The sequence below is a fragment of the Paenibacillus sp. JNUCC32 genome, from assembly GCF_014863545.1.
GTDB classification, from domain to species: domain Bacteria; phylum Bacillota; class Bacilli; order Paenibacillales; family Paenibacillaceae; genus Paenibacillus_AQ; species Paenibacillus_AQ lautus_A.
Map to the genome: position 1 here is coordinate 5,235,123 of NZ_CP062260.1, position 14,325 is coordinate 5,249,447.

At 52.2% G+C, this 14,325-nt stretch carries 8 protein-coding genes; 1 reads left to right on the forward strand and 7 read right to left on the reverse strand.

Annotated elements, in window-relative coordinates; all coding sequences use genetic code 11:
- Nucleotides 1–18: 18 nt before the first annotated feature.
- Nucleotides 19–495: a hypothetical protein gene (locus tag JNUCC32_RS23205; RefSeq protein WP_192569981.1), complete on the forward strand. Its 477-nt coding sequence runs from the start codon at nt 19–21 to the stop codon at nt 493–495.
- Nucleotides 496–699: 204 nt separating this feature from the next.
- Here JNUCC32_RS23205 and JNUCC32_RS23215 read toward each other — a convergent pair whose 3' ends face one another.
- From JNUCC32_RS23215 to JNUCC32_RS23245, 7 genes are all read right to left on the reverse strand, one after another.
- Nucleotides 700–1,353, reverse strand: a complete 654-nt coding sequence (locus JNUCC32_RS23215; protein ID WP_096774829.1) for a response regulator — start codon at nt 1,351–1,353, stop codon at nt 700–702.
- The gene (locus tag JNUCC32_RS23220) at nt 1,332–6,434 is read right to left on the reverse strand and encodes an AAA family ATPase (protein WP_192569983.1); all 5,103 of its coding nucleotides are present in this window, start codon (nt 6,432–6,434) and stop codon (nt 1,332–1,334) included. Before JNUCC32_RS23220 ends, JNUCC32_RS23215 begins: the two co-directional genes overlap by 22 nt.
- A gap of 790 nt (nt 6,435–7,224) precedes the next feature.
- Nucleotides 7,225–9,342, reverse strand: a complete 2,118-nt coding sequence (locus JNUCC32_RS23225; protein WP_192569984.1) for a glycoside hydrolase family 76 protein — start codon at nt 9,340–9,342, stop codon at nt 7,225–7,227.
- Between the two features lie 76 nt (nt 9,343–9,418).
- Entirely contained in the window at nt 9,419–10,309 is an 891-nt protein-coding gene (locus JNUCC32_RS23230; RefSeq protein ID WP_192569985.1) for a carbohydrate ABC transporter permease, read from the reverse strand.
- A 27-nt stretch (nt 10,310–10,336) separates the two neighbouring features.
- On the reverse strand, nt 10,337–11,257 hold the full coding sequence (locus JNUCC32_RS23235; protein ID WP_009593927.1) for a carbohydrate ABC transporter permease: 921 nt from the start codon (nt 11,255–11,257) through the stop codon (nt 10,337–10,339).
- A 41-nt stretch (nt 11,258–11,298) separates the two neighbouring features.
- Nucleotides 11,299–12,579: an ABC transporter substrate-binding protein gene (locus JNUCC32_RS23240; RefSeq protein ID WP_009593953.1), complete on the reverse strand. Its 1,281-nt coding sequence runs from the start codon at nt 12,577–12,579 to the stop codon at nt 11,299–11,301.
- A gap of 59 nt (nt 12,580–12,638) precedes the next feature.
- The gene (locus JNUCC32_RS23245) at nt 12,639–13,874 is read right to left on the reverse strand and encodes a glycoside hydrolase family 125 protein (RefSeq protein ID WP_192572715.1); all 1,236 of its coding nucleotides are present in this window, start codon (nt 13,872–13,874) and stop codon (nt 12,639–12,641) included.
- Nucleotides 13,875–14,325 lie beyond the last annotated feature (451 nt).

Sequence of the window (14,325 nt, forward strand, 5' to 3'; positions counted from 1 at the left end):
AGGAGGTGTTTTCTCTCCATGCCGATTCAATTGTTGGACATGCGTCTATCCGTCCATATGCCGATGCGGGCCAGCGATAGTGAACCCATCGATATTTCCGAGCCGCTCCTTATCGGAGATATCGGACTTCAAACCATCCCGGCGCTTGGAACGGTCAACGTCACGGACGTGCGCGTATGGCTGTCCGGCACGGTATCCTTGTTACGTCCGGCCACAACCGAGGCAGCGCCTTCCTCCATGACTCTATTGATTGAGCGAGACGGCAGCGGAACGCCGGGTTCCGGAACGATCATTTACGAGCAGCTCGTCGATCCCGGGAACCTCTCGTTCAATATGTTTCCCATCTCCCTGACGGCCGGTGATTTCCCTCCCGCCGCGGTCGTTAACCAAGGATGGATCCGGTATACTCTCTATATAGTCTCCCCCGGCGAAAATTCACTGCTGCTCAGCGGTCCGGTCTCCTTCAGCGGCATTGCGGTCGCCGGATCCGGTTGAGGGAAGTTTGAACGGCAAGAAGGTCTTCCCCGGTTCGCTTTGGGAAAGACCTTTTTAATTGAACCTAATGGCCGGTACCGACGACAGCCAGCGCTATCGATCGAATCGTTTACGGCTGTACACCGCGGCAGCTGCAACGATGGAGATGACCGTCCATCCTGCACAGATCAGCAGATCCTGGGTCATTTCGTTCGTCGCACCCGTTCACAACATCGCCTGAAGCCGGACGATAGCCTGTGCCCGATCGACAACCTCCAATTTACTATAGAGATTGCTAATGTAATTACGGGCTGTGCCTTCCGCAATATGCAGCATATCTGCGATTTCCCGGTTGTTCAACCCTTGGACCATCAGTCTTGCCAGTTCTTCTTCCCTTTCGGTCAACCGGATTCGATCCAACCGATTTCTTAGCATACCAGAATGCCCTTCTGACATTCTGCTCATTCTTGCCGCCAATTTAGCAGCAACCGGAGCAGGAAGAATGAACTGTCCCGCAATCGTATCCCGAATCGATGCAATCATTTTATCCGCATCCATATCCTTTAACATGTATCCGTTCGCTCCGTGCGCCATTCCTTCTACGATGTAATCCGTCTCAATGAACGTAGTTAAAATAAGAATAAAGATATCCGGATGGCTCTGTTTTATATGCTTCAGCGCTTGGATTCCATCCATGACGGGCATTTGAATATCGAGCAGTACAAGTTTTGGTTGGAGGGCATCCGCCAATTCACAAGCTTCTTCCCCGTTCTTGGCTACCCCTACAACCTCCATGTCGTCTTCCAGATCCAGTATCGTCCGTAGCCCTTCGCGTGTTAACAGCTGGTCGTCAGCCACTACAATCGTGATTTTTTCCATTCCTTTTCCCCAATCCATTGCTTTTGGTAAGGCAAATTAATCCGAAGCAGACACCCTTGACCAGGTCTGGAATCCACCGTCAAGCTGCCTCCCAATTGTTCAACGCGTTCTCTCATTGTTTTCAGTCCAAAACCATTAACGATTGTGCGAGCCCCGATACCTTGGTCTTGAAGCCTGAACTCAAGCTCCGACCCCACGAGCATCAGATTAAAATGGAACACCTTGCTTCCACCATGTCGTATTCCGTTAGTTAATCCCTCCTGCAGCGCATGATAGATCGTCTTCTTACATGCTGTAGACAACCATTCGGGCAGATCATGGATAGACGCATGGATGGTAACTCCAGCGTTTCGCTCCGTATCCCGGATTAATCCCTGAAGCATATTGGGAAGATGGGCATACTTGTCCTCCCTTAACATGTGTACCGAGCCCCGGATTTCATTGAGGCTGTGGCGCACCAAATCTTGTGCCTCGTTCAGCCGCTGAACTCCGGCTTGCATATCCTTATGAAGCAGCCTTTTGCCTGCTTCAATCTGCAGAATCGTCGAAGTAAGCGTATGCCCAACAATATCATGAATCTCTTGCGCGATACGATTCCGTTCCTCATAGACTGAGGCCTCAGCCTGCGCGGCCGATGTTTCCCTCATCGATCGCTCCAGACTTCGCGTTCGCTCTTCCACTTGAAGCTCCAGATTTTCCTTCAAATATTGAATCCCGGTATACAGCTTGGCATTTTTAATCGAAATTGCGCATTGAGAGCCTAGCAATTTCAATATATCGAGCCGCTGGGGCGTAAATATGCTGCGCGATAATTTATTCTCCATATATAGAACGCAAGTCAGTTGATTCTGATGGATAATCGGTAGACACAGCACTGATTTTAACCCATTGTTCCTGACATACGTATTGCGTACAAACATTCCTTCATTCGACGCGTCATGGAGAACAATGACCTCTTGCGTTCTGGCTGCATAACCGACAATGGGGGCAGGTACGATTTCGGATTCCTCCCCCAACGGCACGGACTCGATCCGGATATCCGCTGATGTGCCCCAAGCCTCAATTGTCCATTTGCCCTCATCGTCGAAAATAACCGCTCCATACTCCGCGCCCGCATTGTGCAGCATAATTCGCATCAGCGAATCCAACAGCCGGCTCATCTCCATTTCACCCGATAAAGCCTGTGCGGACATCATGACCGAGAGCGTATCCACGCGTTCCAATCCAGACTCGGGCCTCAATTGCAGCAGATGAGGGTGCTCCTGCTTAAGGACCGCAGCCTTCGCCAAAGCCCCCCACTGCACGTAAGCTTCATAAGCCTCCGCCATATATATTCTGGCCAGACGCGGCTTGCCTTGACGCAAGCCATATTTGCCGTAACACTCCGCCGCCATCGCCATATCGTGAATATGTCCATATTGGCGGGCAGCCTCTATCGATTGCTCGTATAACTCCTCGGCTTGACGGTTCCTCCGCATCAACCGAAATATCTCCGCTTTCATCAACAAATATTTATGCTGATAATTTTCTGGGCAGCGAATGGCGTATTCTTTCATTTTGCTTAGCCGCTTGCGCAATTTCCCCATATAATCGTTCTGCACTTCCATCGGCGCTTCTTCGTAAAGCTTTGCCCATACCAGCGACTCGTAATAGTATTGAAGAATCGGATCACCAGCCGTTTTCCGCTTTTCCAAGATAACGGCTGACCTCGCTAACGCTTCATTCGCTTCCCGATACTCGCCAAACAGATACCCCGGCAAATATCGGTAAATGCATACTAACTCTTCGATCACATGGAATGAATCCCCGTGAACCGACTCGGCAAACTCCGCATCCGTAATCTGCCCGGTATCGAAGGGATCATCAGGTGATCGAACGCCCGTCAACCGAATGAGAAGCGCAATAAATACTTTAAGCTGCTTGGAATGAAGATGATTATGATGTCTTAAGATATTCCCTGAGCTTGCGATTAGCCGGTCATATATCTCACCTAACGGATGACCAAACTGTAAGAGGGAACCACAATTGATCAGCACGCTTTGATTCCCTTGCCACAAGTCGCCGGATTCTAACCCGATCTTGCCTGCCTTCTCGGTAAATACCCCGAGTAGAGCCGGGTCGTATCGCCGCCAACTATCGGAACACAAAGTAAATGCGGTCAGCGTTCTCACATGCAGCTGCGGGTATGGTTTCGACAAGCGATATGCGAGCATTCCCCATTTAAATGCCTCTTCATGACGAAAGCGATAATACATGAACAGGGCGTAGCCCATAAACCCGATGGAGGCCTCCGGGGTCATGCCGTAACGCAGCGTCATATCGACGATCGTTAGAGTATAAGAAAGCCATCCCTTCCGATTGACATAGAACGAGGCATTGCTCATATGAACCAACGCGGATATGGCCAGCTGCCGGGACGCATCCGTCATGGGAGGCAATTGATCCAGTTCTTTCATCGAATACTTGCCTAATTTCCGCTTTAGCCGTAACCACTGGAGAGTCAATCCGAATGAACCGAAATCAGACGGAAAATCAACTTGCAGCAGCCTTAAGGCATCTTGACCTAACGAGATCACTTCCCCATAATGGTCCTGACTTGCCTTCAGATGCATCTTCAGTACACAAACCGATGCTTTGTCCAAAGGGGTAACCGCCTTCTCCATCAAAGATTGGAACAAGTCGTGGGCGAGCTGGAAATGGGCACATAAATATTCCAATTCGGCTCGTTCCCGGTTAGCCTGAAAAGCGAGCTCATAATTTGTCCCCCAGTTATCCCCGTCCGCCTCCAAATAAGCCGTTGCAAGGCGCATATATCGCAGAGCAGTCTCATAGGCGGTCGATTCTTTTGCCTTCAAGCCTGCCCTAAGGTTCAGCTCCGCCATCCTTGTTCTCTGTTCAGGTTGACGGTTCCCCTCCCCGGCAAGGTTCATATGATTAACAGCTTCAAATAAAGCCTCCGTACCTTCTCCCTGACCGAGATTCATTCGGTCAAGGAAGAGCAAGCCGATGCTCCAATGCAATTCCGAGCGTTCTTCTTCCGGAACAAGCGTGTAAGCCACCTGCTGGATGCGGTCGTGTTGAAATTTATAGGAGCTTCGGCTACCGTCGTTGATGAGCTGCACCAATGACATCCTTTCTGCCATCTCCAGTTCCTTCGCCAGTTTCGTTATGTGGAGCCCGGATATAATGGAGAGGGTTTCCAGATCAAATCGGCTTCCGAGAAATGAAGCATAGCCGACCACAATCTTTGTGGATGGTGGCATTACTTGCAATCGATCCGTCAGATAGGAGACCGCATTATCGGGAATGTTCATTTCGGCAATAAACGGCAAATCCCATGACCAGCTTTTGCTCGATGGATCAAAGAACACATGGCCATGGGCAATTAAATCTCCAAGAAACTGCTTGAGAAAGAAGGGGTTGCCGTCTGTCTTCCTAAGCAAGGCAACAGCCAGCTCCTCTACATCGCCATCTTTATGACGCATGACATCCTTTAACAGCTGGTTTATATCCTCCAAGGCAAGCGGCTGCAGGTCGATACGATTCCGTATTATACGATCATGAGTCAAACGGTTTTCTAATCGACGGATCGGGTCGGCATCTTGATCACGGTAAGCCAATGCAACCAGCAAATGCTTGGTTGCTCTGTCGTCCAGAAGAAATTCCAGATATCGAAGAGATGCTTCGTCCGCCCATTGAAGATCGTCAAGAAATAGAACCAGGGGACAGTTCGGACGAAGGAACAACTGGATAAATCGGTTCATGATCAGATGAAACCGTTCCTGGGCTTCCACGGGCGGCAGCGGTTGAACAGGCGGCTGTTGGCCTATCAGCAGTTCCAGCTCGGGAACCCGTTCAATCAGAATTTTCCCGTAATCCTCAACCGCTTGAAGAATCCGCAGTTTCCATACTTCGGCCTGCAGTTTGCCCTCGGTCAGCAGTTGACGAATCAGTTTACGGATCACCTGAATCCAAATATCGTAAGGCTGAGCCGTCTGATGGGTGCCGAACTTGCCCCTGATGAAGAAATAGTCCATAGATGCAGCCTGTTCCAGAGCTTCCATGAGAAAAGAAGTTTTTCCTATCCCCTCCGTACCGCTAACGCCAACCAGCACAACAGACCCGTTAGCCGCCCTCCGCACGGCATCCTTCAGCATCTGCAGCTCGGCTTGCCGTCCGTAGAATTGGGCCGATTCCACCCATCGTTCCGGTATATCCCGGCTTCCAAGTCGGAATGGTTCCACCTCGCCTGTAACCTGAAGCCGATTGAAACACTCCTCAAGGTCCGTTTGAATACCGAATGCGCTGACATACCTATCGTCGGGCATCTTCTCCATGCATTTCTGTATAATATCGGACACTATTTTGGGGATGAAGGGGAATTTGCGGTGCAGAGGCTCAGGGGTGCCGGCAAGATGGCGGTATACCGTATTTACAGGGTCGATATGTTCAAAGGGTAACGTACCGGACAACCACTCGTATAATATGATCCCGAGGGAATAAAAATCGGATCGGTAATCCGGCGTCATTCCCGTTCTGCGTGTCTGTTCGGGCGATATATAAGGAAGAAACGCATCCGGCCGGCTTAAGGAAGACAACGGGCTTTTGCCCGCTTCGGTTGAACACATACGGATATCGATCAGCTTCACTTCATAGGTGCGGGGATTGACCATCAGATGAGAGGGCGTGATTTCGTTCAGCGTCATATTCTCTCGATGAATCCGAATAAGACAATCGGTTATGGCAACAGCCATGCGCAGGAGATCCGGAAGTTCCGGAACGTCAGAATATGCCCGCAGCAGCTGTTCCAATGTAACCCCGGCCATCTCTTTCAGGATAAGAACCGGCCGATCTGCGATCATCTCCAAACTGTACGCTTCCAAGGCTCCACGGCCATCCAGCTTCTTCAATACGTCATACTCGTATCGAAAAGCAGCCACCATGGCCGATTCCGGACCTGCATCGCGCGTTGTCTTGGCTAAGACGCGCAAACCGTCGATAGAACGCGAAAGTCTAAAGAGTTGAATGTCTCCATTAGTATGGATTACGTCCAATGTTTGATATCCTGGCATTTCAAACATAAAGTTCCACTCCCTGATTATATGTAACAGCGTATTTAATGATCGCAGGCTAATTAAGGCTATTATAGCATTCGTCATTGCCGTGCTATATCAATCGCAAAAAGCTTGCGGCATTTCTTTTCTTCTGATATGCAGTAGGCTCGGTTCCGCAATCTTCGGCAGAACGAATGGGGAAAACAGACCATCCCTTTTGGTGGTCTGTTCTCATGGCTTGCCGTATGTATTGACGCTGCGAAACATCTGCAATCAAGCATGGCCTTATTCATGACAATCATCGTTGTTGTACCGAACATATTTAATATAATAGAAGGGCAGCGCGACAAATAGTGAGTGGTGTCATTAAATTGTCATATGACATCGATCAGATTTTAGGGAATGACAGAGGTTTGCCAAATCGCGGTGACGGTTGATGAGGGTAACTTGGGGAGAGGACGACGGGTTCGGTCTTGATTTCAGTGTTCTCCAAGTTGAATTTATGAATGTCAATTCCTAGCTGAATACAAACGTCTTCTATTTTCAGATTAATGGACATACATCACCTCATGAACGGATATGACCTTACTTCACAGAGCATCTGAAATCATATTTTGTATCCAAGCCAGGATGTGATTTACCTCATAAATATAACGCATGGCCCGTGCGACCAACAGTGTGTGTTGTCATGAATATTGTCATATGACAATCATCTCGAATTGGTGGAATAGGAAATAAAATGAAAAAGAGCACGCCAATTTGCGTCCTCTTCTCCAATCATTCACAAGACACCATCATCGCTGACAGCGAATCAAGGCTATTTGCTCAACACGGCCGCAGCCTCCGTCAGCATCATTCCGCTCAGCTGCACGCTCAGTTGAACGGGAAGAGTCGGCAGAGCGTCCCAGGCAGGGCCGCATAAACCAGCATCCTCAAGCATTCCCTTCTCCCATAGCGTTTCCGCGTTGCACTGGATCATTCGGCGTACGGCGTCCTCTTCGGGCGCCTCTTCAAGCAGCAGCAGCAAATAACGGATCAGGATGCCTTTAAACAGACCCGTGTCGTCAATGCCTTCATCGGGCAGAAGCAGGGTTTTTGGATCGCACAGCTCCAGCATGCACGCGTCAGCGGTCCGTTTCGCGTCTTCGAGATAGAACTTATCCCCCGTACAACGGTATAATTCCACTCCGGCACCGAGGAACACGCCCTGGCAATACGTGAATTTCCAATCGTAATCGATCTCACCGTCGCCCAGCCGGTTCATGCCATCCCATACAAACCCGGTCGATTGCTCGACAAGTCGGCTTTTGTTCCATTCATAGATGCGCTTTGCCCAATTCAAATCCTCTTCGTTTCGCTCCAAAAGATACAGCCTCGCCGCCAAAATGGCGGCAGGCGCGTTAGCCGGCGTGTTTTTGTAATCCAGCTGATCCTTCTTCCACGCCATGCCGCCCCCGCAGTGATCGTTCCAAGCGGTCTTGATGTCTTCCCACAGCGTAAGCGCCTGCTCCTTGTACCACTCGCGTCCGGTAGCCTGATGCGCACGAAGCAGTGCGAGTGCCGTCCATTCCATGTCATCGTAGTAATTGTGGGTGAACGTATGGCCGTTGTACTTGTACAGGCTTCGGCTGAATGCTTCCATTCGGTCGGCATACACCGGTTTTCCCGTGCGATGATAAGCGTCCACCAGCACATCCAGCACATGCGCCTGCCACCAATAATAGAAATTCTCGCCTGCTGCGGCATGTTCCCGCGGAAACCATTGATCCATAATGCCGCTATCCGGGTTTCCGTAATTTCGGTACATGGCCTCCTGCAGCCGGTCCGCTCTCTCATCCCAGTTCGCCGCAGAATTCCCACCACCGCTCCCCCCAGCCTGCTCCGCAGACTGTTCCAACTCGGCCGCACATTCAAGCAGCATCACGCCGCTCAGCTGCGAGCTGAGCTGAACGATAGCGTCAGACAGTGGACGGCTCTTCCAATCGGTCCCGAACAACGCGCCATCTGCAGTCTTTCCCTGTTCCCAGAGCACATTGGCGTTCCGGCTCAGCCACCCTGCAGCTTCTGTTGCTTCAGGCCACACCTTGATGGCTTCCGTTACATAACGGATCAGGATGCCTTTGAACAATCCGGCGTCGCCTCCGCCTTCGTCCGGGAGGATGCCTTCTGCCGAATCCGCCAGCTCTACGCGCATCGCTTGAAAGGTCCGCTTGGAGTCTTCAAGGTACGCCGAATCACCCGTAACCCGAAACAGCTCGACCGCTGCTCCGATAAATACGCCTTGGCAATAAGTGAATTTCCAATCTTTATCGATGGCCCCGTCTCCGGTACGGTTCATTCCATCCCAGACAAAACCCGTGGCAGGATCCACGAGGGCATTCTTCTGCCAAGCGTAAATTTTCCGAGCCCATTCCAGGTCGGCCGGATTACCGAAAGCCCGATACAGCCGTGCCGCCAAAATAACCGCAGGCGCATTAGCCGGGGTATTCTTATAACCGAGCTGCTCCTTGTGCCAAGCAATTCCCCCGCCTTGAACATCGTTCCAGCCGGTTTGAATATCCTCCCAGAGCGTCAGCGCCGCTTGCTTGTACTTCTCCAGCCCCGTCGCCTCATAGGCGCGCAGCCATGCCAGCGCCATCCATTCCATGTCATCGTACAGCTCATTCGGCCATGTGCCGTCATTCCGGCGGAGCACTCCCTCATACAGCTGCTCCAGCCGCTCCGCATACAACGGATCCGCCGTGCGAACATAACCGTCCACCAGCACATCCGCCGCATGCGCCATCCACCAATAATGGAAAATCGTGTTGCACGCCCCGTCCGGGCACGGCGTTTCTATATTGTACATACGGATCGAATCATTCCAGAAATGACGTTCCAGCGCGCGCTGCGCCTCATTGGCCCTTTTGGTCCATATACCGGACACCGTTATCATTGTCGAAATCACTCCTGACATCTCAATATGCAAGTTTCCTTTTTCCATGAGTTACGCATATCCAGCTTCCATCCCGCTAGCCTTTGATCCCGCTAAATGCGATGCCCTGAATGAAGTACCGCTGCAGAGCCAGGAACAGGACAAGGATCGGCAAAATAGCCACCAGCGCCCCGGCCATCATCGGGCCGTAATCCGTCTGGAAATTGAACGAGAAGGCCTGGAGCCCCATCTGGATCGTCGCCTTGTTCGGATCGTTCAGCACGATCATCGGCCACAGGAAGCTGTTCCAGCCCGCCTGAAACGTGAAGATGCTCAGGGTTGCCAGCGCCGGCTTGGTCAGAGGCAAATAGATGCGCCAAAAAATTTTGAATTCGCCGCAGCCTTCAATCCGTGCCATCTCCATCATGTCGGAGGGGAGCGTCAGGAAGAACTGCCGCATGAAGAACACCGCAAACGTGCCGGAAGCCCCCGGAAGAATGATCCCCCAGAAGGAATTCATCAGCCCCATGCCGCCGCTTCCGAACAGGTCGTTGCCTCCCATCAGCGGTATATGGCGCAGCACATACACGCTCGGAATCATTGTGACGATGCCCGGGACCATCATCGCGGCCAGCAGCACGCGAAAGAGTCCCGAGTTGCCTTTGAACTTCAGCTTGGCAAAAGCGTAGCCGCTGAGCGAACCGAAGAACAGGTTGAGCAGCACGCCGGTAATGGCCAGAAAGAATGAATTCCAGAAATAAAGGCCGAAGGGTACGGTTGTGAACGCCTTTTTATAGTGCTCCAGCGTGATGTCCGTAGGGAACCATTTGATCGGCATCGAGAACATATCCTCATCCGGCTTAAAAGAGGTCATCACGCTCCAGTAGAACGGGAGAAACATGACGATGGCGATCAGAATGGCACTGATATAAAAGACGCTCGCGGTAAGGATTCGCTGCCGCTTGGCCTGACTCTCAATTGCTCTCATCTCTTGTCTTCCTCCTCTAAGCCCCGATTACACAATCGATTCTTCCGATTTATTGATCTTCATGCTGATCAGCGAGAAGACCAGAATCGCCATCGCCAGCACGAAGGCCTGCGATGATGCATACCCCATCTGCAGCTGGTTAAAGCCCTGCTGATAAATGAGATAAACCGGCGTTTTCGTTGCATTGGCGGGTCCGCCCTGCGTGAGCACGAATGCCTGATCAAACAGCTGCAGCGCGCCGATAATCGACATCGTGCTGACAAGGAATGTGGTCGGCCGCAGCTGCGGCCAGGTAATGTAACGCAGGCAATCGAATTTGCTGGCACCGTCCAGACGAGCGGACTCGTACAGATAATCCGGCACGCCCTGAAGTCCGGCCAGGTAAATGATCATATTGGAGCCTACGCTCTGCCACAGCGTCATCATAATAATCGACAGCATGGCGGTATCGGTCTGGGACACCCAGGCCGGGCCCGTGATGCCGAACAGCGACAGGATCCCGTTAACGAGCCCGTATTCGGGATGCAGCATCCAGATCCAGACGGTGGCCGCCGCGACCGCCGACGTCAAGGTCGGAAGATAGTAAAACGTCCGCAGCGCCTTGACTCCCCTCGCCGCCCGGTTCAGCAGGATCGCCAGCAGAAGGGAGATCAGTACGTTGAGCGGCACGAACACCACCGCATAGATCATCACGTTAACGAAGGTTTTCCAATACAAATCATCGCCGAACAGTCGCCTGTAATTGTCCATGCCGACCCAGTCGTTCGAGCTGAGCACGTCATAATTGGTAAAACTCAGGTATAGCGCCATTCCAACCGGGATCACCATGAATACCGCAAATAACAGCATTGTCGGCATAATGAACAGGTAGCCCATCCTGGCCTGGTGTTTGCCAAGCCTCGTGACGGAAGCAGGCTTGGCGCTGACTGGCTTCGTGGCGGAAGTCATCCTCATGCTCCTTTCTGTAGCTCCTAGAATCCCCGAATGCGTTAACGGGCAACGGCATTTTCCTTCAGTTGCTTATCGCCCTGCTCCTGGCTGAGCCGGAGGGTCTCTTCGGCGCTCTGCTTGTTCTGCATGAACAGCTCCAGATTCGGAATGACGGCGTTCTCCTCCATGACGGAGTAACCCGGATGCGTCGGCCGTGTTTTGGCAAATTCAAGCGTTTCCATAAACGGTATCCATTTCGGATCGTCCGCGAAGAACGGATCTTCAAAGGCAGGCTTGAAGCCCGGCATATTCAGGCTCGTTTTGGCCCATAACACGGCATTGTCCTTGTTGGCCGTCCACCATTTGATAAACTCCCAAGCCTCCTCCGGATGCTTCGAGCCTTGCGGAATGACAAGCCCAAAGCCGCCCATAACGCTCCCCTTGTCGCCGTTCGGTCCTGCCGGTGGCGGCACGATGCCATACTCCAGGTCTTTGCCGTATTTATCATAGGTGCTCAGCATCCACGGGCCGGTGTAGAGCATGGCGACTTTTCCGGTGACAAACGCATCCGTTCCTTCGCCCAAGCCGTCCTCGAAACCGATCTTGTACACCTTGTCCTCATTCAGCAAACGTCCCCAGAAGTCCAATACCGCTTTGCCCTTTTCGTTGTTCACGTTCATCGTGTTGTCCGGGGTCAGCATCGTTCCGCCCGCCTGCTGTAAATACATGTTGAACAGTCCGGGATCCCCCATCGACAATCCTGCCGTTTCGAGCTTGGTCCCGTTCCACTTGGTCGTGGCTTTGGCTGCCGCCTCAAGCTCGTCCCAGTTCGTTGGCGGCTCAAGCCCGGCTTCCTCCAGCATTTTCTTGTTATAGAACAGGGCCCGCGCGTCCACCGTCAACGGCAATCCGTATAGCTTGTCATCATAGGTAAGCTCCTTCAGAGCCTCCTCGTAAAAATCCTCCTTGTTGACGCCGTCGCGCTCCAGGTATTCGTCCACGGGATGAAGCACGTTCTTAGGTGCATAGAGTGCGGTCCGCCACCGGTCCCAGAACACGACATCCGGCGTCCCCCCGTTCGTGGCCGCGGTCAGAAACTTCGTCACCACGTCCTGCTGGAGAGCATACTTCACCTCGATTTTATCTTGGGATTTATTAAAAGCATCCACCATGGTTTGGATCTGTTCCTGCCCTTCTCCGCCCCAGTCTCCCCAGAAGGTCAGCACCGTTTTGCCGCCGCTGGCCTCTCCGCCGGAGGAGCCGCCGCTGCCCCCTGAGCAGCCTGCAAGAAGCCCAATCACAACTATCATCGACCATACGATCTTCCACTGCTTTTTCATTCGTTAACCCTCCCTTATGAATTCCAAGCTTGGTTCGCCGCTTCATCCCGCTGCTAGCTTTACCGTTTAACCTCGATACCGGAACACAACAGCACCAGTTCGCAAAACATCATATTGGCCCATGAAAACCAAGGCCGGGTATATTCCTGCGGCCGATCCACATGAAACCCTTCATGCATGAGCCCGGTTCCTCCGTCCGTTGCCAGCAGCAGTTCAAGGAGGCGCTGCCGCTCGGCTTCATCCTGTTCGGTCATCCCTTGCATCGCAAGCGCAATATGCCATATGTATTGATCGGGCGTATGCGGACTGCCGATGCCGGATGCAGCGGTCCCGGAGAAGTAGTACGGGTTCCGCTCACTCAAGATAAACCTCCGCGTATTCGCGTATATCGGATCTTCCGCATTTCGGTATCCCAAGTACGGAATGGACAGCAGGCTGGGCACATTCGCGTCGTCCATCAGGTTAACCGAACCCAATCCATCCACCTCGTATGCATAGATAGGGCCGCATTCCAGATGCTCCACAATGCCGCACCGCTGTATGCCGGCTTCGATCTGTGCCGCTAGCCCCTCCGCCGCCGCTGCCAGCTCCCGATCCTTCAGAATCTCCTCGGCAATCTCCGTCACATACCCCAGCACAACGACCGCAAACATGTTCGACGGAACCAGGTAACCGTAGGCACAAGCATCGTCGCTCGGCCTGAAGCCGGACCAGGTCATGCCGGTATATGCCGTCTCCGCTCCTTTTCCGCCACGGACCAGCGTATCCGACGGAGGGCAGTTGCTCCGCTCGAAGGTGTAAGCCGATTTCTGTTCATGGTGCTGCTCTGTCGTCCACAACTCGATAATCTGCCGCACGCCTGCCCGAAAGGTTTCGTCAAAATGGCCGGTTCTTCCGGAGTTTTTCCACAGCAGGTAGCTGAGCTGGATCGGATAACACAGCGAATCGATCTCGTATTTCCGTTCCCAAATCCACGGACTCATCTCGGTTGCATCATCCTGATGTCCCATCCCGTTTGCAGACTCATTGAACGCATTGGCATACGGATCCCGCAGAATATAGTCAAACTGGCGCCTGACCACGCCCTGGATCATGTCGCCGATCTCGCGGTCCTCTCCAAGCACCAGGAAGGGCCTGACCTGCGCAGCCGAATCGCGCAGCCACATGGCAGGAATATCCCCAGTAATGACAAACGTCGTGCCGTCCTCCATTCGCTTCAAGGTGGTATTCCAGGTATTGGCTAGGCATCTCTCGAACATGTCAGCCGTTCGTTTCGGCTGCTTCGCCCGAACCATGTCCGATAACCGCCTAATGGCCTCTGGCAGTTCAGTTATGGATTGCACGTGATGTTCCCCTTTCACTTGATGGAATTATGAAACCGTTATCACGAATCAGTATATTGTTATCTAGTTAATATGTCAATATATAAAATAAATTAAATGTTATATTAGGCGTTGGGTGAACGTCGACACAAAAACAACGCCGCTCCTCACCGAGTTAAGAACAAAAAAACCATGCGCTCACAGGTTCGTGAGCGCATGGTTTGCATGCGTGCAAGGGTAAGTGAAAACATTACAAACATTCCGTTTCACGTTTCCTCTTTGTAAGGTTCAACCTCCAAGGTTTTCGTTATCGAATTCGAATTTCCATTTGGTCGGTCAGGGAATTACAAATGCGCCGGTCACTTTCCAACACACCATGCATCGAAGGCTGCGCCAGCTGCGCAGACGTTTGAACAAGTTTCTG